This window comes from Mycolicibacterium xanthum, from assembly GCF_019710635.1.
In the GTDB taxonomy this organism is placed as follows: domain Bacteria; phylum Actinomycetota; class Actinomycetes; order Mycobacteriales; family Mycobacteriaceae; genus Mycobacterium; species Mycobacterium xanthum.
On the sequence record NZ_JAIFZS010000008.1, the window covers coordinates 63,495 to 85,086 of the forward strand.

The window sequence follows — 21,592 nt, forward strand, 5'->3', positions numbered from 1 at the left end:
ATCCGGTGGAGATTGCAGGCAGGCGCGGTGCGGTCGGGTCAGTTCGCGACGCGGTCGGGGCGGGTGTAGACGTTCATCGAGTCGCCGCGCAGGAATGCCACCAGCGTCAGGCCGGACTGACCGGCCAGGTCGACGGCCAGCGAGGACGGGGCCGACACCGCGGCCAGGATCGGGATACCGGCCATCACGGCCTTCTGGGTGAGCTCGAAGGATGCCCTTCCGCTGACCAGCAGCACGGCGCCGCCCAACGGGATCCGTCCCCGTTCCAGGGCCCATCCGATGACCTTGTCCACGGCGTTGTGCCTGCCGATGTCCTCGCGCACCACCAGCACGTCGCCGTCGGTGCCGAACAGGGCCGCACCGTGCAGACCGCCGGTCGCCGCGAACACCTTCTGCCCGTCGCGCAACTTGCCGGGCAGCGCGCACAGGGTCTCCGCCGAGACGGTTGCCGGGTCGTCACCGGGCGCGTGCCTGCTGGTCAGCCGCACCGCCTCCAACGAGGCCTTGCCGCACACCCCGCACGACGACGTGGTGTAGAAGTTGCGGGTGGGATCCACATCCGGCGTGGGCACGCCGGGGGCCAGCGCCACGTCGAGCACGTTGTAGGTGTTCTGCGGAAGGCCGGAGCCGTCCTCGCCCACGCCGCGGCAGTAGCGCACCGACGCGATGTCTTCACGGGCGGCCACCACCCCCTCGGTGAGCAGGAATCCCTGCGCCAGTTCGACGTCGGAGCCCGGCGTGCGCATCGTCACCGTGATCGGGGCGCCGTCGACCCGGATCTCCAGCGGTTCCTCGACCGCGAGGGTTTCGGGCCGGGCGACCTCGTCGGCGGCCGTCACGTGCCGCACGCGGTGGCGCGCGGTCACCCGTCCCACGTATTCCCCCCGTCGCTTCGCTCTGCCCCCGGGGACGTATTCCCCCCATCGCGTCGCTCCAGCCTGACCACGATCGCCTTCGACACCGGCGTGTTCGACTTGTCCGCGGTGTGATCCAGCGGGACGAGGGGATTGGTCTCCGGGTAGTAGGCGGCGGCGTTTCCGGCCGGGGTCGAGTAGGACACCACCGCGAAGTCGTCGGCCCGGCGCTCCTGTAGCCGGCCCTCGGCGTCGTTGAACTCCGAGACCAGGTCCACCCGGTCGCCGTCGGTCAGCCCGAACCCCGTCAGGTCGGCCGGGTTGACCAGCACCACCCGGCGCCCGCCCTTGATGCCGCGGTAGCGATCGTCGAGGCCGTAGATCGTGGTGTTGTACTGGTCGTGGCTGCGCAGCGTCTGCAGCACCAGCCGGCCCTCGGGCACCGGTACCCACTCGAGCGGATACGCCGCGAAGTTCGCCTTGCCGTTTGTGGTGGGGAACTCGCGCGAGTCCCGCGGCGGGTGGGGCAGCTGGAATCCGTCCGGGGCGCGCACCTTGCGGTTGTAGTCCGCACAACCCGGGACGACCGCCGCGATGGCGTCGCGGATCGTGTCGTAGTCGGCGTTGAACGTCTCCCACGGCACCGGGTGATCGGCACCCAGCAGCGTGCGGGCCAGTTGGCAGACGATCGCGACCTCGCTGCGCACCTGGTCGCCGGGTGGGTGCAGGCTGCCGCGCGACAGGTGCACCATCGACATCGAGTCCTCCACCGACACCTGCTGCCTGCCGCCGGCCTGCACGTCGCGGTCGGTGCGGCCCAGCGACGGCAGGATCAGCGCGGTGGCCCCGTGCACCAGGTGGCTGCGGTTGAGCTTGGTCGACACCTGAACGGTCAGCGAGCAGTTGCGCAGCGCCGCCTCGGTCACCGCGGTGTCCGGCGAGGCCGAGGCGAAGTTGCCGCCCATCGCCATGAACACCCCGGCCCGGCCGTCGCGCATCGCGCGGATCGCGTCGACGGTGTCGAAGCCGTGCTCGCGCGGGCTGGTGATGCCAAACCTGTCGTCGAGTGCGGCCAGGAACGGCTCGGGCATCTTCTCCCAGATCCCCATGGTGCGGTCACCCTGCACGTTGGAGTGCCCGCGCACCGGGCACAGCCCCGCGCCGGGCTTGCCGATCATGCCGCGCATCAACAGCACGTTGGAGATCTCGGCGATGGACGGGACCGCGTGTTTCTGCTGGGTCAGGCCCATCGCCCAGCACACCACGATGCGCTGGGCACGGGCCATCTGATCGGCGACCCGGTCGAGCTGTTCGCGGTCGATGCCGGCGGCCTCCAGCACGGTGTCCAGCGCGATGTCGCGGGTGCGCGCCACGTAGTCGTCGAAACCGGCAGTGTGCCGGGCCACGAAATCGTGGTCGACGACGCTGCCCGGGTCGCGATCGTCGGCCTCCAGCAGCAGCTTGCCCAGGCCGGAGAACAGGGCCATGTCACCGCCGAGGCGGATCTGGACGAACTCGTCGGCGATGGCGATCCCGTCGCCGACCACGCCGTGCACCTTCTGCGGATCCTTGAACCGCATCAGGCCCGCCTCGGGCAGCGGGTTGACCGCGACGATCCGGGCGCCGTTGGCCTTGGCCTTCTCCAGCACCGACAGCATCCGCGGATGGTTGGTGCCCGGGTTCTGCCCGGCGATGACGATCAGATCGGCTTCGATGATGTCCTCGACGGTGACCGAGCCCTTGCCGATCCCGATGGCGTCGGTCAGCGCGGTCCCCGAGGACTCATGGCACATGTTGGAGCAGTCCGGCAGGTTGTTGGTGCCGAAGCTGCGCACCAGCAACTGGTAGAGGAACGCGGCCTCGTTGCTGGTCCGGCCCGAGGTGTAGAACACGGCCTGGTTCGGGTCGTCCAGCGCCCGCAGTTCGTCGGCGATCAGCCGGTAGGCGTCGTCCCAACCGATGGGCCGGTAGTGGTCGTCGCCGGGACGCAGCACCACCGGATGGGTGAGCCGGCCCTGCTGCGACAGCCAGTACTCCGGCCGGGCCGACAGGTCGGCGACCGAGTGCCTGGCGAAGAACTCGGGGGTGACCACCCTTGTGGTGGCCTCTTCGGCGACGGCCTTGGCGCCGTTCTCGCAGAACTCGGCCAGCTTGCGGCCGCCGTGCTCCTCGGGCCACGCGCAGCCCGGGCAGTCGAACCCGTGGCGCTGGTTGAGCTTGGCCAGCGTCGTCGCCGTGCGCAGCGGGCCCATGGACTGCAGGCCACGCTGCAGCGACACCATCACCGCCCGTACGCCCGCAGCCTCGTGTTTGGCGGCGCTCACCGTCAGGTCGTGTTCGTCGACGTCGGCGGCGATGTCTCGGTCGGGGTGACGGCGGCTGGGCATGACCCCATTGTGAACGGTCGGTGGGCGGGTCGCTACGAGTTGTCCGGGTGCCCGACCACCGCAAATCTCGTCAGCGCCGCATTCTGGCGTTGACGCGCACGTAACAAGATCGGCATCGAACATTCCTAAGGTTGGCCGGTCAACCGTCTGTGACCAGGGGTCGGACGACCCCGCGGTCGACCAGCGAGAAGGAAGTCCATTGAGCGGAAATTCGGTGCGCCTCCAGGCCATCTACAACGTCGAGGCGTATGAACCCCCGGCCTTCAGCTTCGACCCGACTGAAGCGCCCGGCGAGGTCTTCGGCTCGAACGTCTTCACCAAGGCCGAGATGCAGCTGCGGCTGCCCAAGTCCGTGTACAAGTCCGTCGTCGCCACCATCGAGAAGGGCGCGAAGCTCGACCCGGCCGTCGCCGACGCCGTCGCCGCGGCGATGAAGGACTGGGCCCTGTCCAGGGGCGCCACCCACTACGCCCACGTGTTCTACCCGATGACCGGTTTCACCGCCGAGAAGCACGACAGCTTCCTGGAGCCGGTCTCCGATGGTGAGACGCTGGCCGAGTTCGCCGGCAAGACCCTGATCCAGGGCGAGCCGGACGCCTCGTCGTTCCCGTCGGGCGGCCTGCGGAGCACCTTCGAGGCCCGCGGGTACACGGGCTGGGACGTCACCAGCCCGGCTTACATCCTGGAGAACCCGAATGGCAACACGCTGTGCATCCCGACGGTGTTCGTCTCGATGACCGGTGAGGCGCTGGACTACAAGACCCCGCTGCTGCGCAGCCAGCAGGCGATGGGGACGCACGCCGAGCGCATCCTCAAGCTCTTCGGCCACAAGAATTTCGAGAAGGTCGTCTCGTTCTGCGGGCCCGAGCAGGAGTACTTCCTGGTCGACCGGCACTTCTTCCTGCTGCGTCCGGACCTGATCAACGCGGGCCGCACGCTGTTCGGCGCCAAGCCGCCGAAGGGCCAGGAGTTCGACGACCACTACTTCGGCGCGGTGCCCGACCGGGTGCTGGCCTTCATGATGGACACCGAGCGTGAGCTGTTCAAGCTCGGCATCCCGGCCAAGACCCGGCACAACGAGGTCGCGCCGGCCCAGTTCGAGGTCGCCCCGATGTTCGAGCGGGCCAACATCGCCTCCGATCACCAGCAGCTGCTGATGACGGTGTTCAAGAACATCGCCAAGAAGCACGGGATGGAGTGCCTGTTCCACGAGAAGCCGTTCGCCGGCGTTAACGGGTCGGGCAAGCACGTCAACTTCTCGATGGGCAACTCCGAGCTCGGCTCGCTGCTCGTCCCGGGTGATACCCCGCATGAGAACGCCCAGTTCCTGGTGTTCTGCGCGGCCGTCATCCGGGCCGTGCACAAGTTCGCCGGCCTGCTGCGGGTGTCGGTCGCCTCGGCGACCAACGATCACCGCCTGGGCGCCAACGAGGCCCCGCCGGCGATCATCTCGATCTTCCTCGGCGCTCAGCTCGCCGACGTGTTCGAGCAGATCGCCAAGGGCGCGGCGACGTCGTCGAAGGGCAAGGGCGTCATGCACATCGGCGTCGACACGCTGCCGTCGCTGCCCACCGATCCGGGCGACCGCAACCGCACCAGCCCGTTCGCGTTCACCGGCAACCGGTTCGAGTTCCGCGCCCCCGGCTCCGGGCAGACCGTCGCGGTGCCGATGATCATCCTCAACACGATCATGGCCGACTCCTTCGACTACATGGCTTCGGCGCTGGAAGAGGCCGTCGCCGACGGTGAGGACTTCGATTCGGCGGTGCAGAAGCTGCTCACCGAGATCATCACCGAGCACGGCGCCGTGGTGTTCAACGGCGACGGCTACTCGGAGAACTGGCAGATCGAGGCTGCCGATCGTGGCCTGCCCAACCTGAAGACCACGCTGGACGCGATCCCCGAGCTGATCAAGCCCGACGCGATCGAGATCTTCGAGAAGTACGGCGTGTTCAACGAGCGGGAGCTGCACAGCCGCTACGAGGTCCGCCTCGAGCAGTACGCGCTGACGATCGGCGTGGAGGCCAAGCTCGCACTGGAGCTGGGCACCACGGTGATCCTGCCGACCGCGGTCCGCTACCAGACCGAACTCGCGCAGAACGTCGCCGCGCTCAAGGCGGCCGGTGTCGAGGCCGACACCACGCTGCTGACGGCGGTCTCGGGTCCGATCGCGGATCTGACCGCGGCGCTGGCCGCGCTGAAGGCGGGTCTGGAGGATCACTCCGCGGACTCGGCCATGGACGAGGCCAAGCAAGCCCAGGAGGTGCTGCTGCCGGCGATGGAGGCGGTGCGCACCGCCTCCGACACGCTGGAGACCGTGGTGGCCGACGACCTCTGGCCGCTGCCCACCTATCAGGAAATGCTCTACATCCTCTGAGTTGTGCGATTTCGGTGTGTTTGTCGTCGCTGGGCGACGACAAACACACCGAAATCACCGGACATCGCACCGCCCGCCTGTCGTCGCGACAGGCGGGCAGTCGCGTTTCGGGCTGGTGGGTGGCCGGTCTGTGGTCCCTGCTATCCGCGGGGGCGCGCAGCCCGCACTTCTGGGCCTGCTGGTGCGGCGGATCGACGAGGCGGTCGGCCTGGTCGGGCGGCCCGATCAGAGCACCTTCCGAGCGGTGTCGGCGGCTCGTTGCAGGGCCCCGGTGACGGGCAGCTCCCGGAACGCTACAGAGAGGATCTCGACACCCCACGGGCCATCGAAACCCTTGTCTCGCAGCAACTGCACCAGTCCACGCAGATCGAAGCAGCCCTCGTCGCACAGCAGCCGGCGCTGCACGGTGTCCTCGAACAGGGATCCGATGACCTCGGGAGCAGCGTCATCGAGTTCGACCCCGAAGATCGCCGACTGCGCCAGCGCCGCAGCCAGTTCCGCCAGCGACGTACCGGCCCGGAACACGTGCCAGGCGTCGACCACCAGCCCCACCGCAGGGTGTGCCACCGCGGCGACGAGCTCGCGCTCCTCCTGAGCGTGATTTCGGTGTAGTTGGTCACGCCTGGCGCAACCAACTACACCGAAATCGCAGTGGGCTAGGCGTTCTCGGGGAAGCCGAGGTTGATGCCGCCGTGGCTGGGATCCAGCCAGCGGCTCGTGATGGCCTTCTGGCGGGTGAAGAACTGCACGCCGTCCATGCCGTGGGCGTGGCTGTCGCCGAACAGCGAGGCCTTCCAGCCGCCGAAGCTGTAGTAGGCCATCGGGACCGGGATCGGCACGTTGATGCCCACCATGCCGACCTGCACCTCGTTCTGGAACCGCCGGGCCGCGCCGCCGTCGTTGGTGAAGATGGCGGTGCCGTTGCCGTACGGGTTTGAGTTCACCAGTTCCATGGCGTCGTCGTAGGTTTCCACCCGCACCACCGACAGCACCGGGCCGAAGATCTCGTCGGTGTAGACGCTCATGGTCGGGGTGACGTTGTCCAGCAGGGTCGGGCCCAGCCAGAACCCATCTTGCCCGCCGTTGGCCGAGACCTGGCGGCCGTCGAGGACGACCTTGGCGCCGTCGGCCTCGCCGGCGTCGATGTAGGAAGCCACCTTGTCGCGGTGGGCCTTGGTGACCAGCGGGCCCATGTCGGAATCCTTGGTGCCGTCACCGGTCTTGATGCCCGAGGCGCGCTCGGCGATCTTGGCGACCAGGTCATCGGCGATCGGGCCGACCGCCACCGCGGCGGAGATGGCCATGCAGCGCTCCCCGGCCGAACCGAAGCCGGCGTTGACCATCGCGTCGGCGGCCAGGTCCAGGTCGGCGTCGGGCAGGATCACCGCGTGGTTCTTCGCGCCGCCCAGCGCCTGGACCCGCTTGTCGTGCGCGGTGCCCGTGGCGTACACGTACTGCGCGATCGGGGTGGACCCGACGAAGCTCACACTCTTGACCTTGGGATTGGTCAGCAGTTCGTCGACAGCGGTCTTGTCGCCCTGCAGCACGTTGAAGACACCGGCGGGCAGACCGGCTTCCTTCCACAGCTTGGCCATCCACAGCGCCGCGCTGGGGTCCTTCTCCGAGGGTTTGAGCACGACGGTGTTGCCGGTGGCGATGGCGATGGGGAAGAACCACATCGGCACCATGGCCGGGAAGTTGAACGGGGAGATGACCCCGACCACGCCCAGGGGCTGGCGGACGGAGTACACGTCGACCTTGGTCGAGGCGTTCTCGGTGAACCCGCCCTTGAGCAGATGCGGTATGCCGCAGGCGAACTCGACGACCTCCTGGCCGCGGCTGACCTCGCCGAGAGCATCGGAGAGCACCTTGCCGTGCTCGGCGGTGATGATCGCGGCCAGCTCACCCTTGCGCTCGTTGAGCAGCTCCCGGAACCGGAAGAGCACTTGAGTCCTTTTGGCGAGCGAGGTGTCCCGCCAGGCCGGGAACGCCGCGGCCGCGGCGTCGATCACGGCCTGTGCGTCCTCGACCGACGCGAGCGCGACCTGGCCGGTCACCTCGCCGGTGGCCGGGTTGGTCACCGGCGCGGTCCTGTCGCTCGCCCCGGCGAAGATCTCGTCGTTGACCCAGTGCGAAATGGTGTTTGTCATGGTGTTTCTCATTCTCTCTTGGATTGCCGGTCAGAGGTCTGCGAGCTGCACGTCGACGGGCAGGCCGGACTCGAGTGATTCGACGCCGGCGGCGCACACGGCGGCGGCGGCGTAGCCGTCCCATGCGGTCGGGCCATCGACATTGATGCCGGAACGGACCGCGTCGACCCAGCGCTGGATCTCGATGTCGTAGGCCCGGCCGAAGCGTTCGCGGAATCCGGGGGTGATCCGGCCGCCCCGGATGCCCGGTGTGGCGGTGCGGACCAGCCCGACGTCGAGCCCGATCATCGCGCTGCCGCGTTCGCCGACCAACTCGGTCCGGACCTCGTACCCCACCCCGGTGGTGACGAACAGTTCCACGTCGACGTGCTTGCCGGACGCCGTCCGCAGGATCGCGATCTGCGGATCGACGACCCCCTGGGGTGCAACGGGATTGGATGACGGCGCGATGATCTGCACGCTGGCGATCTCCTCTTCGAACAAGAACCGCGTCACGTCTACCTCGTGGACCAGGGAGTCCTTGACGATCAGCGTGCTGTCGAAGTAGGAGGGCACGGCGGCGTTGCGGTGCACGCAGTGCATGACCAGCGGCCGGCCCAGTTCGCCGGCATCCAGCAGGGCCTTCAGCTGCATGTACTCCTCGTCGAAGCGCCGCATGAAGCCGACCTGGATCAGCGCGCGACCCAGTTCGGCTTCCCGCCGGGCGATGTTCAGTGACGTGGAAACATCAGTGGTCAAGGGCTTTTCGCACAAGACCGGCTTGCGGTGCTCGAGGCAGGCCAGCAGCTGCTTCTCGTGCGTGGTGCCCGGGGTGGCCAGCACGATGGCGTCGACCTCGGCATCGGCGATCGCGTCCAGCGGGTCGGCGACCGTGCGGCAGTCGTCGATCCCGGCGGCGACCTCGTCGGCCTTCTCGGTCAGGTAGTCGTTGACCACCACCACGCGTGCGCCGGAGATGCGGGAGGTGATCCGGGCGACGTGGTCGGCGCCCATGGCGCCCACCCCGAGCACTGCGACCCGCAGGTCGTTGCTCTCAGACATCGGTGTTCCTCAGCGATCAGAGGGATTGATCAGTGGGCGCTGGACCTTCTTCCAGTCCGCGTAGCGCTGGTAGGCCTGCTGTGTCGACTGAAGCGTCGACACCTCGGAAACCGGTACGTCCCACCAGGAGTGGCTGTCCGGGGCGTAGATCAGCGGATCGGTCTCAACGTAGATCACCGTGGTGCGGTCACTGGCCTTGGCGACCTTGACCGCGTCGCTGAACTCAGCGGCCGTGCCGACCTTGATTACATCGGCGCCCAGGCTCGCCGCGTTCGCGGCGAGGTCCACGGGCAGCCGGTCGCCGTCGAGGCGGCCGTCGGAGCTGCGGTACCGGTACGCGGTGCCGAACCGCTGCGACCCGAGCGATTCCGACAGCCCGCCGATCGACGCGAAGCCGTGGTTCTGCACCAGCACCGGAATGACCTTGACGCCTTCCTGCACGGCGGTGACCAACTCGGTGGCCATCATCAGATACGAACCGTCGCCGACCATGATGAACACGTCGCGATCAGGAGCGGCCATCCGCACGCCGATGCCGCCGGCGATCTCGTAACCCATGCACGAGTAGCCGTACTCGACGTGGTAGCCCTTGCGGTCGCGCATCCGCCACAGCTTGTGCAGATCTCCCGGCATCGACCCCGCCGCACACACCACGATGTCGCGGGGATCGGACAGCGTATTGACCAGCCCGATCACCTGGTTCTGATTGAGCGGCACCCCGTCCTCGGTGCGATACACCTCCGAGACGGTGTCGTTCCACTCGGTCATCAATGTGCCTATGCGCGAGCGGTATTCGTCGCTGACCGAGAAGTCGCCCAGCAGCTCGGTCAGGACCTCGAGGGATTCACGGGCGTCGGCGACGACGCTGATGCCTCCCTGCTTGACGGAGTCCAGCGAGGCGACGTTGATGTTGACGAACCGCACGTCCGGGTTGTTGAACGCGGTGCGCGACGCGGACGTGAAATCGCTGTACCGGGTGCCGATCCCGATGATCACATCGGCGTCACTGGCCAGTGCGTTGGCCGCCGTCGTGCCGGTCGAGCCCACCGCGCCCACCGAACGCGGATCGTCGTGCAGCAACGACCCCTTACCGGCCTGGCTCTCGCACACCGGGATGCCCGTTTGCGCGACGAACTGCGCCAGGGCGTCGTTCGCCCCGGAGTAGATCACGCCGCCGCCGGCGACGATCAACGGCTTGCGTGCCGACCGGATCACCTCGGCGGCACGGGCGATCACGCTGCGCTCCGGCAGCGGGCGGCCGACGTGCCAGGTCCGCTCGGCGAACAGCGATTCCGGCCAGTCGAAGGCTTCGGCCTGCACGTCCTGGGGGAGCGCGACCGTCGCCGCACCCGTATCGGCGGGATCGGTCAGCACCCGCATGGCACCCAGCAGCGCCGCGGGCAGCTGCTCCGGCCGCCACACCCGGTCGAAGTACCGGGACAACGGCTTGAACGCGTCGTTGACCGTGACGTCGCCGCTGGAGGGCAACTCCAGCTCCTGCAGCACCGGTGCGCTGGCGCGGGTGGCGAAGGTGTCCGACGGCAGCAGTAGTACCGGAAGCCTGTTGATGGTGGCCAGCGCCGCGCCGGTGAGCATGTTGGTGGCGCCGGGACCGACGCTGGCGGTGACCGCCCACGCCTGCAGCCGATCCCGCTGGCGGGCATAGGCCACCGCGGTGTGCACCATGGCCTGTTCGTTGCGGCCCAGCACGTACTTCAGCCCGGGCTCGACGCCCGCCTCGACGGCCGTTACCTCGTCCTGCAGCAATGCCTGCCCGATGCCGGCCACGTTGCCGTGGCCGAAGATCCCGAAGCAGCCGGCGAAGAACTTGTGCCGCACGCCGTCACGTTCGACGTACTGGTTGGCCAGGAACCGCACGGTCGCCTGGGCGACGGTGAGCCGGACGGTCTTCTCGGTGTCGGCGAGCTTTTCGGTCGACTTGGGTGCGGTGGAAACCACGGGTTCAGGCTCCTTCGCTAGCGCCGGCGCCGAACGGCAGCCGGGGGTCGATTTCCTGGTGCTCCCAGCTGCCGCGCAGCCAGGTGTGGTTGGGGTCGTCGCAGATCAGCCAGGCCCTGGTGGGACCCGAGCCGGCCATCACGTTGAGGTAGTACATGTGGTGGCCGGGCGCGGCGATGGACGGACCGTGGTACCCATGCGGCACCAGGACCACGTCCCCGGAGCGAACCTCTTCGAGCACCTCGATCGGGCGTTCCGGGGTGCCGTAGACCCTGTGGTAGCCGAATCCCGTTGTACCGACGGGACTGTCGTCGATCTCGAAGTAGTAGATCTCCTCCAGCTGGGTCTCGACCTCGGTGTTCTCGTCGTGCTTGTGTGCCGGATAGCTCGACCAGTTCCCGCCCGGCGTGATCACCTCGCAGGCGATGAGTGAATCCGCCTCGAACGTCGTCGCGGTGCCGAAGTTGTGCACCTGCCGGCTGCAGTTTCCTGCGCCACGCAGTTCGACGGCGACATCGGCGGCGGCCACCCGCCGGTTGGGGAACGAGGCTGTCGCGCGCGCACCGCACACCGCGATGCGCCCGTGGCCCGACAGCCGATAGGCCTGCAGGATGCCGAGGTAGACCATGTCGGCGGGACCGTCGAAAACCGATGCCCGGTCGGTCAACTCGAACGACTCACCGCCGCACTGCACGGTGCCGCCGCCCGAGAGCGGCAGGATCATCACCTCGTTGTCACGGGTGTTCAGTGCGACCTCGCCGCCGCTCCCGAGGTCGACGACATGCAACGAGGATTCCGACCAGCCGGCGTCCTCGGGCGTGATGGCGACCGTGAACGGGGCATCGGCGCTGCCCGCGGGGATGTACAACTCGCTGCGGACGCTAGGAGCGGAGTCTATGTAGTGCATGATCACCTCACCATTGCCACCGCGGTCGCGACCGCGGAGCTGACATCGTCGTCGGGCGGATAGAGCAGGGTCCGGCCTACGATCAGGCCCCGCACCGACGGCAGCGCCAGCGCCTTCTCCCAGCTGGCGAACGCCTCGTCGGGATCGGCCGGGTCGCCGCCGAGCAGCAGGGTCGGCATGGTCGTGGACTCCATCACCCGGTCCATCTCGTCGACGACGGGCAGCTTCATCCAGGTATACGCCGACGTGGCGCCCAGGCCCTGGCCGATGTGCACCGACTTGATCACCGCGTCGGGGGACAGGTCGTTGCGGACCCTGCCGTTGACGCGGCTGGACATGAACGGCTCCAGCATCGCGATCAGGCCGTGCGCGGCCAGCTCGTCGACGGCCTTCGCACACGCGGTCATGGTGGCGACCGTGCCGGCGTCGTCGAGATCGATGCGGCACAGCATCTTTCCGCCGTTCATCCTCGCCACCGCCGTGGACGCCGCGGTCGCGCCGGTCATCCGGTCGTCGAGCTCGAACGACGCGCCGGCCAGCCCGCCCCGGTTGAACGAGGAGAACACCACCTTGTCCTCGAGCGCGCCCAGCAGCAGCAGGTCGTCGAGGATGTCCGCGGTGGCCAGCACGCCGTCCACGCCGGGGTCGGCCAGCGCGGCGCGCAGCCGGTCCAGCAGGTCGGTACGGCTGTTCATCGCGGTGGGGCGCGATCCGACGGCCAGCGCCCCACGGGCCGGATGGTCGGCGGCCACGATCATCAGTCTTCCGTTGCCGCGCAACGTGGGCCGCGTCGTGCGCTCCTGCCACGCCCGCGCGATCGCGGCCGGGTCATGGGCGCGGACCTCGGTGACCTCGGCGTAGTCGCGGCAGCGTACGGATTCAGACATTGACGGCCTCCACAGCGGTCTGCTCGGCGAGATCGGCCACCTCGGTGGCGGTCGGCATCGCGGTCGAGCATTCGAGCCGGCCGGCCACGATGGCGCCGGCGGCGTTGGCGTAGCGCAGGGTCTTCTCCAGCGACCAGCCGTTGAGCAGGCCGTGGCACAGGCTCCCGCCGAATGCGTCCCCGGCACCCAGGCCGTTGACGACGTCGACCTCGTTGGGCGGCACGGTGACCGACGACCGGCGGCTCTTGCCGAGCACCCCGCGCGGACCCTGTTTGACGATGGCGATCTCGACCCCGAGGTCCAGCAGCGCATCGGCGGCCTTGTGCGGGTTGGTCTCGCCGACGGCGATCTCGCACTCCTCTCGGTTCCCGACAGCGACGGTGACGTGGGCCAGCGCCCGCTGCACCTGCTCGGTGGCGGCGGCGGGCGAGGACCAGAACATCGGCCGGTAGTCGAGGTCGAGCACCGTCAGCGGTGCCCGGTCTTCGCGCGAGCGCTCATCGCGAGCCCGCCATGCGGCGAAATGCGCGCTGCGGCTGGGCTCTTCGGACAGCCCGGTGACCGTCGCCCAGAACAGCCGCGCGGAGGCGACCGCGTCAGCGTCGATGTCATCGGCCCGCAGCTGCAGGTCCGGGGCGCTGGGCTTGCGGTAGAAGTACAGCGGGAAGTCGTCCGGCGGGTAGATCTCGCAGAACGTCACCGGGGTGGGGAACTCGGTGTCGGTGCCGACATACCGGTTGTCCACGCCGAGGCGCGCGAGTTCGGCGCGTACGTACCTGCCGAACGGATCGTCGCCGACGCCGGAGATCAGGGCGGATCGGTTGCCCAGTCGGGCGGCCGCGACCGCGACGTTCGCGGCGCTGCCGCCGAGGAACTTCCCGAAGGTCTCGACATCCTCCAGGCCGACTCCGACCTGGAGCGGGTACACGTCGACGCCGCATCGCCCGATGGCGAGCACGTCATATGGCTGATTGGTCATGAAAGTCACTCCGACGGTTGGTGTGGGTGGCTGTAATGACTGTGCCCTGTGTCACGGCACCATGTCAAGACTTTGTCCTGACATTCTATCTTTCTGGCATGCGGTGTTAGGATGCAGCTACTGTTGTCTCGCCCTACTCGAGATCGGAGCCGACGTGCCCCTGACGGTGGAGCTCGACAGGTCAAGCCCTGTTCCCCTCTACTATCAGCTCGCCCAGGCGATCGAGGCCGCCATCCGCGACGGCGAACTCTCCCCGGGCGACCGGTTCGAGAACGAGCTCGCGCTGGCCAAACGCCTTACGCTGTCGCGGCCCACCACCCGCCGGGCCATCCAGGAACTGGTCGACAAGGGCCTGCTGGTGCGCAAGCGCGGGGTCGGCACGCAGGTCGTGCAGAACCCGGTGCACCGGCGCGTGGAGCTGACCAGCCTCTTCGACGACCTGGCCCGGGCCGGCCAGGAGCCCACCACCCGGCTGCTGGAGTACCACGTGGGCCCGCCCGACGAGGAGGTGGCCCGCGAGCTGAACCTCGCCGCCGACCGCGAGGTGGCCTCGATCCACCGGCTGCGCTGCGCTAACGGCGAACCGCTGGCGCTGATGATCAACCACCTGCCCGCCGATATCGCGCCGGACGCCGACGAGCTGGAGTCCAACGGGCTCTATCAGTCGCTGCGAGCCCGCGGCGTGCACATCCGGCTGGCCCGCCAGCGCATCGGCGCCCGCAGCGCCACGCGCGCCGAGGCGCAGCTGCTCGACGAGAAGCCCAACGCGCCGCTGCTGACGATGGCGCGTACCGCGTTCGACGACTCAGGCGCCGCCGTCGAGTACGGCAACCACTGTTATCGGGCGTCGCGCTACTACTTCGACACCACGCTCGTCGACCGCTGACCCGGTGCCGAACTGGCATTCCGGCAGGACTTTTGCGAGAAAAGTCCTGCCGGAATGCCAGTTCGGCGGAAGAGGGGGTCAGGAGAAGGCGGTTCGGAAGGCCTCCAGGGCGGCCTCGCTGCCCGCCGAGCCGGCCCCGCTCGCCCAGGCCTCCATGCCGATGGTCCCGGTGTAGCCGATGTCGCGCAGTGCCGCCGCGATCGCCGGGTAGTTGATCTCGCCGGTGCCGGGCTCGCACCGCCCGGGCACGTCGGCCACCTGGATCTCGCCGATCGCATCGCCGCAGCGCCGCACCAGCTCGATCAGGTTCCCCTCGCCGATCTGGGCGTGATACAGGTCGAGCATCATCCTGACGTTCGGATGGCCGACGCCCTCGATCAGTGCCAGCGTGTCCTTCGCGCGGCCCAGCGGCACACCGGGATGGTCGACGATAGTGTTGAGGTTCTCCACGCAGAACTGCACGCCCGCCGCCGCGCCGAGGTCACCGATGCGCTCCAGCGTGCGTGCCGCGGTCAGCCACATCTGACCGGTAGCCCGCTGCCTCGGCCGGGCCGCCTGACCGTCGACGAGCTCGGCGGTGTGCAGGTTCAGCCGCGTGACACCCAGCGTCTCAGCGGCTTTGATGCTCAGCTCGGCGGTACGCACCACCTCGTCGCATGTCTGCGGATCGATCAGATCGCCGTGCAGGTAGCCGGTCATCGAGGTGAACGTCGCGCCGGTGCCGGCCAGCGCCGCCAGATCCTTGTCATGCCAGCTCCAGATCTCGACGGCGAATCCGAGCTCGTCGATGCGCTTGACGCGGTCGATGATCGGCAGGTCGGTGAAGAGCATCTCCGAACACGCCGCCAGCTGGAATCCACCCATTGCGATACCCCATCTTCGACTAGAACGTTCTAGTACGGCTAGTACCGTAGGCCGCGCACGGGAATCCGTCAACGATCGGCCTGGAACGTTCTAGGCTCGGTGGGTGGTGCGCAGGCCGACGCTCGAGGACGTCGCCGAACGGGCGGGGGTGTCGCGGTCGCTGGTGTCGATCGTGATGCGCGATGCGGAGGGGGCCAGCGCGGCCACCCGCGAACGGGTCAAGCGGGCCGCCGACGAGATCGGCTATCGCCCCGATCCGCGGGCTCGTCGACTGCGTCAGCACCGCACCAAGCTCATCGGGCTGACCTTCACGGCGGGTCAGGAATTCCACGCCGACCTTCTCGACGGTGTCTACGTGGCGGCCGAGGCGCTCGGCTACGACGTCGTGCTCAGCGCCGTGACACCGCACCGCGACGAACCCCGAGCGGTGCGCACCCTGGTCGACGACCGGTGCGAAGGCCTGGTGCTCATCGGCTCGCAGATGCGGGCGGGCGCGCTCATCGACCTGGCCGCCCGGGTACCGCTGGTCGTGGTGGCCCGGCGGGTGCGCGGGGTGGACGCGGTGCGCAGTGATGACACCGCTGGCACGGTGCTCGGGATCGAGCATCTGGTGGGTCTCGGCCACCGCCGGATCCTGTATCTCGACGGGGGCGGTGCGCCGGGGGCCGCCGAGCGCCTGCGCGGCTACCGCCGCGCGGTGCGGGCCGCCGGTGTGCCCGAGCTCATCAGCCCGGGCGGGCTCACCGAGCGGGAGGGCGCGGCGGCAGCGGCGGAACTGGTGCGGACGGGCGAGCTGCCCGACGTCGTCTTCGCGTTCAACGATCGCTGCGCGCTGGGGGTGATGGATGTTCTCATCAGATCGGGAATCTCTGTGCCACAGAAGATTTCGGTCATGGGATTCGATGACAGCCCGCTGGCCGGGTTGGCGCACATCGAGTTGACCACCGTTCGCCAGGACTCGGTCGGGTTGGCGGCTGCCGCGGTGGAGCGGGTCGTGGGTCGCCTCGACGGAACCCTCGCCGACCAGCGGCCGATCGACATTGTTCGCGAGCCGACGTTGATCGTTCGTAGGTCGACGGCACCCGCGACACCGTGACCTGCGAGAACATGAAAGCAGGATGACTTGCGGTCCTAATGTCAGGACAAAGTCTTGACTTTCCGCTGTGAGGCGTATTACATCTGCAATGAGGCGTGTCGCTCGGCACTAACCCGCACCGGGTCGGACGTGGGCGTCGCGGAGAACTCGACGACAAGGAGAGACCAATGACGTTCAAGCGGCTCGCGTCGATCGCGGGAGCAGGCGTTCTGGCGCTGGGACTGGCGGCGTGCTCGAGCACCGGGGGTGCGCCCGAGCAGTCCGGGAACGGTTCCGGCGGCGGCACCGTCGACACCCCGCGGATGACCTTCGCGATGATCACCCACGAGGTTCCCGGCGACTCGTTCTGGGATCTGATCCGCAAGGGCGCGGAGACCGCAGCTCAGAAGGACAACATCGAGCTGCGCTACTCCAACGACCCCGAGGCTCCCAACCAGGCCAACCTCGTGCAGGCTGCCATCGACAGCGGTGTGGACGGCATCGCGGTCACGCTCGCCAAGCCCGACGCGATGAAGGCGGCGGTCGAGGCCGCCGAGGCGAAGGGCATCCCCGTGGTGGCGTTCAACGCCGGCATGGACGCCTGGGCGGACATGGGCGTCATGGAGTACTTCGGCCAGTCGGGCTACATCGCGGGCCAGGGAGTCGGCGACCGGCTCCGCGACGAGGGCGCCACCAAGGCCCTGTGCGTGATCCAGGAGCAGGGCCACGTCGACCTCGAAGCCCGTTGCGCCGGTGTGACGAATACCTTCCCGGCCACCGAGATCCTCAACGTCAACGGCAAGGACATGCCGTCGGTGGAATCCACCATCACCGCCAAGCTGCAGCAGGACCCGAGCATCGACTACGTCGTCACGCTCGGCGCGCCGTTCGCGTTGACCGCGGTGCAGTCGGCGCAGAACGCCGGCAGCAACGCCAGGATCGGCACTTTCGACACCAATGCCGCGCTCGTCGAGGCCATCCAGAGCGGTGATGTGCAGTGGGCCGTCGACCAGCAGCCCTTCTTGCAGGGCTATCTCGCCGTGGACTCCCTGTGGCTGTATCTGACCAACGGCAACATCATCGGCGGCGGGCAGCCGACGCTGACCGGGCCGGCATTCATCGACGTGACCAACATCGACGCTGTCGCCGAGTACGCCAAGGGTGGAACGCGGTAGCGGCGCGTTCAGACAAGGGAAATCTGATGAGTACACAAGCAGACTTGGACGCCACCCATCACAAAGTGGTCCGCGACGAACGGGTCAAGGAACGGAACCGGCTGCAACGCTTGCTGATCCGACCCGAGGTGGGCGCGGCGATCGGTGCGATCGCGATCTTCATCCTCTTCATGATCGTGGCCGGACCGTTCCGCGAGGCCGCGTCGCTGGCCACCGTGCTGTACGCCAGTTCGACGATCGGGATCATGGCCTGCGGAGTCGCGGTGCTGATGATCGGTGGCGAGTTCGACCTGTCGACGGGTGTGGCGGTGACGTTCAGTTCGCTGGCGGCCTCCATGCTGGCCTACAACCTTCACCTGAACCTGTGGGTCGGTGCCGCGCTGGCGCTGATCCTGGCGCTGAGCGTCGGCTTCTTCAACGGCTTCCTCGTCATGAAGACCAAGATCCCCAGCTTCCTGATCACGTTGAGCACCTTCTTCATGCTCGCCGGTATCAACCTGGCCGTCACCAAGCTGGTCGCCGGTCAGGTCGCCACCCAGAGCGTCAGCGACATGCAGGGCTGGGACTCTGCGGGTGCGGTTTTCGCGTCGTCGTTCACCATCGGCAACGTCAGCATCCGCATCACGGTGGTGTGGTGGCTCGTCTTCACCGCGGTGGCGACCTACGTCCTGTTCAAAACCAAGATCGGCAACTGGATCTTCGCGGTCGGCGGTGACGCGGAGAGCGCCCGCGCGGTCGGCGTGCCCGTGACCAAGGTCAAGATCGGGTTGTTCATGTTCGTCGGATTCTGTGCCTGGTTCGTCGGCATGCACCTGCTGTTCTCGTTCAACACGGTGCAGTCCGGTCAGGGCATCGGCAACGAGTTCTTCTACATCATCGCCGCGGTCATCGGTGGCTGCCTGCTCACCGGCGGCTACGGCACCGCGATCGGCGCCGCCATCGGTGCGTTCATCTTCGGCATGACCAATCAGGGCATTGTGTACGCCGGGTGGGACCCGGACTGGTTCAAGTTCTTCCTGGGCGCGATGCTGCTGTTCGCGGTGATCGCCAACAACGCCTTCCGTAACTACGCAGCGAAGAAGTGATCCGATGACCATCTCTGTCGAAAAGCCCAGCAGCGACGCACAGTCCGGCGGCAAGGTGCCCCTGGTCGAGCTGAAGAACGTCGGCAAGTCCTACGGCAACATCACCGCGCTCAAGGACATCTGCCTGCGGGTACACGCCGGTGAGGTCACCGGGATCCTCGGTGACAACGGTGCGGGCAAGTCCACGCTGATCAAGATCATCGCCGGTCTGCACCAGCAAACCGATGGTGAACTGCTGGTCGACGGCAAGCCGACCAAGTTCGGCTCGCCGGCCGACGCGCTGGAGAAGGGCATCGCCACGGTGTACCAGAACCTGGCGGTCGTGCCGCTGATGCCGGTGTGGCGGAACTTCTTCCTGGGCCAGGAGCTACGCAAGAAGACGTTCCCGTTCTCTCTGGACGCCAACGCGATGCGGGCCACCACTCTGACCGAACTGTCGAAGATGGGCATCGACCTGCCCGACGTCGACGTCCCGATCGGCTCCTTGTCCGGTGGTCAGCGGCAGTGTGTGGCGATCGCGCGGGCGGTGTTCTTCGGGGCCCGGGTGCTGATTCTCGACGAGCCCACCGCGGCACTGGGTGTCAAGCAGTCCGGGGTGGTGCTCAAGTACATCTCGGCGGCCAAGGAGGCCGGATTCGGTGTGGTCTTCATCACCCACAACCCGCACCACGCGCACATGGTGGGCGACCACTTCGTGCTGCTGAACCGTGGGCGCCAGACCCTGGACTGCACCTACGACGACATCACGCTGGAGCACCTGACCCAGCAGATGGCCGGCGGTGACGAGCTCGAGGCGCTGACCCACGAGCTGCGCGGTGACCGCGACTGACCCGCGGCGCAACCCACTGGCCCGTCGACCCGCCGGTCGGCGGGCCGGTGCGCGTTCAGCCGGAACTGACCGTCAGGTTGCGGTCGGGCGACGTTCACGGTCTCGACATGGTGACGCTGCCCGCATCGGCGGGCCATCCCGCGGTATCGACGGCACAATGGGCGACATGGACAGGGATCTCGAACCTCAGGCGGACGCTCCCGTCTGGCGTGACCCGCTGTCGGCGGGGTGGCGTGCCCACCGCAACCTGCTGTTGCTGCGGCTGCGCTGGCACGAACGTCGCGCTGCGTCACCCGACCGTCAGGCCGACTGACCCGGTGCGGGACGCGGCACCGATCAGCCGACGATCGGTGCCGGCGTGAACGCCCGCAGCGTCAGCGCCGAGTTCATGAAGTCGCGGAAGTGCAGCCAGCGCCCGTCGCGCAGCGTGATGATGTGCGCGAACTCGGATTCCCACTCATGCCCGGTCGCCAGCCGGCGGAACCGCTGCCGGCCCCAGGTCGCCAGTTCGTCGCCCTGCGCGATGAACGTCCAGGCCTCCATCTCGGTGATGGCGATCGACTCGCCGACCCTGGTGAAGAACGTCACCGCTTCGTCGATGCCCCGGTAGTCACCGGCATACGGGATCTGGTCGACCCCGTAATAGGTGATCCGCACCTCGGGGTCCATCAGATCCAACGCGGTCTGCAGATCGCCGGCCGGAACCGCGGCGTAGATCGCCTTGGTCGCCTCGATGTTGCGCGCCTCGCGCGTGGCGGTGGTCATGACAGCCGCAGCGGCAGCCGGACGTAGGCGTGGGTCAACAGACTCGCGGTCTGCTTCGTGCCCGGATCTTCGGTCAGTGCGATGGTCTGGTAGCGGTCGAGCACCGCGTTGAGCACGGCGATGACCTCGAGGCGGGCCAGCGACGCGCCGAGGCAGAAGTGCAGGCCGTGGCCCAGCGACAGCTGCTGGCGGATGTTGGGCCGGTCGAGGTCGAGCACGTTCGGGTTCTGGAACACCTGCGGATCGCGGTTGGCCGACCCGAAGAACAGCGCCACCCAGTCACCCGCGCGGATCAGCTTGTCCCCGATCTCGACGTCGTGGGTGGCGATCCGGAACAGGCGCTGCGGAGGGCCGTCGAGCCGCATCGTCTCCTCGACGAAGACGTCGAGCAGACCGCGGTCCGCGCGCAGGCGCTCGGTGATCCGCGGTTCACGCGCCAAGGCGTGCAACAGGTTTCCGATCAGAAACGTGGTCGTCTCGCTCCCGGCGACGACCAGCGTGACGCAGAACCGGACGATCTCCTCGGGGGTGAGCCGCTGCCCGTCGACCTCGGCGCGCAGCAGCGCGGAGATCAGGTCCTCGGCATCGTCGACGTCGTCGGCGGGGCTGTGCTCGGCCAGCCGTGCGGTGTGTTCGGCGAGCCGGTTGGCGAACGCCGCCACCATCTCGGTGTTGCTGGCGATGCGCTCCTCGGGGGTCAACGACGACGACAGCATGAAGGCATTGGCCCACTGCCGAAAGCGCACATGGTCTCCGTCGGGCAGTCCGAGCAGGCGCACCATCGCGCGGGTCGGGATCTCGGGAGCGAACTGCATCACGTCGACGACGCCGTCGCCCAGCTCGTCGAGCAGCGTGGGCACCAATCGGTTCAGCCAGCCCTCAAGCCGCTTGACCCGCCGCGGCGAGAACGCCTGACTCACCAGCTTGCGCTCGACGTCGTGCTTGGGGTTGTCGGTGTTGACCAGCATCAGGCTCGGCGCCGAGGACGCCTCCTGCAGCGGATCCCGGGAGGAGAAGGTGGCGGCGTCCCGCGTCGCGGCGAAGACCTGGTCGTAGGTGAACAGCGCCCACGCGGTGACCGGCTCGTCGGCGCCGGGGATGGTTCCGGGCGGCCAGTCGCGATAGCCGGCGACGGGGGAGAGTTGGCGCAGTCGGTCGTAGAGCGGGTAGGGATCGGCGATCCCGTCGGGAGTGGTCAGCAGGTCGAGGGCCGAAACGGTCGCGGTTTCCATGCCATCAGCCTCCGCCATCGGGTGGTCCGAATCGATCCCCCGTAGGAGTGCACTCGTGCCCCCGTATGAGGCCAATCGGCGCGCAGTCGGGCCATTCGTCGGCGAACCGGGCCGGGTCGGAGGACAGTCGTCACCGTGGC

19 protein-coding genes are annotated in these 21,592 nt (G+C 68.1%); 7 read left to right on the plus strand and 12 right to left on the minus strand.

What is annotated here, in order from left to right:
- Nucleotides 1–38: 38 nt before the first annotated feature.
- Nucleotides 39–875 carry a formate dehydrogenase accessory sulfurtransferase FdhD gene (fdhD, locus tag JDV09_RS04665; protein WP_221367948.1) on the minus strand — a complete coding sequence of 279 codons (837 nt, stop codon included), beginning with the start codon at nucleotides 873–875 and terminating at the stop codon, nucleotides 39–41.
- Nucleotides 863–3,241, minus strand: coding sequence for an FdhF/YdeP family oxidoreductase (locus JDV09_RS04670; RefSeq protein WP_221367949.1), 2,379 nt, complete (start codon nucleotides 3,239–3,241; stop codon nucleotides 863–865). Before JDV09_RS04670 ends, fdhD begins: the two co-directional genes overlap by 13 nt.
- 199 nt (nucleotides 3,242–3,440) lie before the next feature.
- Between JDV09_RS04670 and JDV09_RS04675 the strand changes: the two genes are divergently transcribed.
- Nucleotides 3,441–5,618 (plus strand): glutamine synthetase III family protein, encoded by a 2,178-nt coding sequence (locus tag JDV09_RS04675; protein WP_221367950.1) that lies wholly within the window; start codon nucleotides 3,441–3,443, stop codon nucleotides 5,616–5,618.
- Between the two features lie 225 nt (nucleotides 5,619–5,843).
- On the opposite strand, the gene JDV09_RS04680 is transcribed toward JDV09_RS04675, so the two are convergent.
- The 7 genes from JDV09_RS04680 to iolC are packed head-to-tail and all read right to left on the minus strand — an operon-like array spanning nucleotide 5,844 to nucleotide 13,541.
- Nucleotides 5,844–6,329 carry a TIM barrel protein gene (locus JDV09_RS04680; protein WP_221368217.1) on the minus strand — a complete coding sequence of 162 codons (486 nt, stop codon included), beginning with the start codon at nucleotides 6,327–6,329 and terminating at the stop codon, nucleotides 5,844–5,846.
- A complete protein-coding gene (locus JDV09_RS04685; RefSeq protein ID WP_221367951.1) occupies nucleotides 6,275–7,768 on the minus strand; it encodes a CoA-acylating methylmalonate-semialdehyde dehydrogenase in 1,494 nt (497 codons plus the stop codon). Before JDV09_RS04685 ends, JDV09_RS04680 begins: the two co-directional genes overlap by 55 nt.
- A gap of 30 nt (nucleotides 7,769–7,798) precedes the next feature.
- The gene (locus JDV09_RS04690) at nucleotides 7,799–8,809 is read right to left on the minus strand and encodes a Gfo/Idh/MocA family protein (RefSeq protein WP_221367952.1); all 1,011 of its coding nucleotides are present in this window, start codon (nucleotides 8,807–8,809) and stop codon (nucleotides 7,799–7,801) included.
- A 9-nt stretch (nucleotides 8,810–8,818) separates the two neighbouring features.
- On the minus strand, nucleotides 8,819–10,768 hold the full coding sequence (iolD, locus tag JDV09_RS04695; RefSeq protein ID WP_221367953.1) for a 3D-(3,5/4)-trihydroxycyclohexane-1,2-dione acylhydrolase (decyclizing): 1,950 nt from the start codon (nucleotides 10,766–10,768) through the stop codon (nucleotides 8,819–8,821).
- A 4-nt stretch (nucleotides 10,769–10,772) separates the two neighbouring features.
- The gene (gene iolB / locus JDV09_RS04700; protein WP_221367954.1) at nucleotides 10,773–11,675 is read right to left on the minus strand and encodes a 5-deoxy-glucuronate isomerase; all 903 of its coding nucleotides are present in this window, start codon (nucleotides 11,673–11,675) and stop codon (nucleotides 10,773–10,775) included.
- A 2-nt stretch (nucleotides 11,676–11,677) separates the two neighbouring features.
- Nucleotides 11,678–12,562 carry a Cgl0159 family (beta/alpha)8-fold protein gene (locus JDV09_RS04705; protein ID WP_221367955.1) on the minus strand — a complete coding sequence of 295 codons (885 nt, stop codon included), beginning with the start codon at nucleotides 12,560–12,562 and terminating at the stop codon, nucleotides 11,678–11,680.
- Nucleotides 12,555–13,541, minus strand: coding sequence for a 5-dehydro-2-deoxygluconokinase (iolC, locus tag JDV09_RS04710; RefSeq protein ID WP_221367956.1), 987 nt, complete (start codon nucleotides 13,539–13,541; stop codon nucleotides 12,555–12,557). The genes JDV09_RS04705 and iolC overlap by 8 nt, the downstream gene beginning before the upstream one ends.
- A 154-nt stretch (nucleotides 13,542–13,695) precedes the next feature.
- On the opposite strand from iolC, the gene JDV09_RS04715 reads away from it, so the two are divergent.
- Nucleotides 13,696–14,427: a GntR family transcriptional regulator gene (locus JDV09_RS04715; protein WP_221367957.1), complete on the plus strand. Its 732-nt coding sequence runs from the start codon at nucleotides 13,696–13,698 to the stop codon at nucleotides 14,425–14,427.
- A 78-nt stretch (nucleotides 14,428–14,505) separates the two neighbouring features.
- Here the strand turns inward: JDV09_RS04715 and JDV09_RS04720 are convergent, their stop codons facing one another.
- Nucleotides 14,506–15,291, minus strand: coding sequence for a TIM barrel protein (locus JDV09_RS04720; protein ID WP_221367958.1), 786 nt, complete (start codon nucleotides 15,289–15,291; stop codon nucleotides 14,506–14,508).
- Nucleotides 15,292–15,397: 106 nt separating this feature from the next.
- On the opposite strand from JDV09_RS04720, the gene JDV09_RS04725 reads away from it, so the two are divergent.
- From JDV09_RS04725 to JDV09_RS04745, 5 genes are all read left to right on the plus strand, one after another.
- Entirely contained in the window at nucleotides 15,398–16,387 is a 990-nt protein-coding gene (locus JDV09_RS04725; RefSeq protein WP_372452851.1) for a LacI family DNA-binding transcriptional regulator, read from the plus strand.
- Between the two features lie 167 nt (nucleotides 16,388–16,554).
- On the plus strand, nucleotides 16,555–17,541 hold the full coding sequence (locus JDV09_RS04730; protein WP_221367960.1) for a substrate-binding domain-containing protein: 987 nt from the start codon (nucleotides 16,555–16,557) through the stop codon (nucleotides 17,539–17,541).
- A 26-nt stretch (nucleotides 17,542–17,567) separates the two neighbouring features.
- The gene (locus tag JDV09_RS04735) at nucleotides 17,568–18,626 is read left to right on the plus strand and encodes an ABC transporter permease (protein WP_221367961.1); all 1,059 of its coding nucleotides are present in this window, start codon (nucleotides 17,568–17,570) and stop codon (nucleotides 18,624–18,626) included.
- A gap of 4 nt (nucleotides 18,627–18,630) precedes the next feature.
- Nucleotides 18,631–19,455, plus strand: a complete 825-nt coding sequence (locus tag JDV09_RS04740; RefSeq protein ID WP_221367962.1) for an ATP-binding cassette domain-containing protein — start codon at nucleotides 18,631–18,633, stop codon at nucleotides 19,453–19,455.
- 166 nt (nucleotides 19,456–19,621) lie between these two features.
- A complete protein-coding gene (locus JDV09_RS04745) occupies nucleotides 19,622–19,768 on the plus strand; it encodes a hypothetical protein (RefSeq protein ID WP_221367963.1) in 147 nt (48 codons plus the stop codon).
- A 23-nt stretch (nucleotides 19,769–19,791) separates the two neighbouring features.
- On the opposite strand, the gene JDV09_RS04750 is transcribed toward JDV09_RS04745, so the two are convergent.
- Complete coding sequence (locus JDV09_RS04750) at nucleotides 19,792–20,220, minus strand: nuclear transport factor 2 family protein (RefSeq protein WP_221367964.1); 429 nt, start codon at nucleotides 20,218–20,220, stop codon at nucleotides 19,792–19,794.
- Entirely contained in the window at nucleotides 20,217–21,452 is a 1,236-nt protein-coding gene (locus tag JDV09_RS04755; protein WP_221367965.1) for a cytochrome P450, read from the minus strand. Before JDV09_RS04755 ends, JDV09_RS04750 begins: the two co-directional genes overlap by 4 nt.
- Nucleotides 21,453–21,592: the final 140 nt, after the last annotated feature.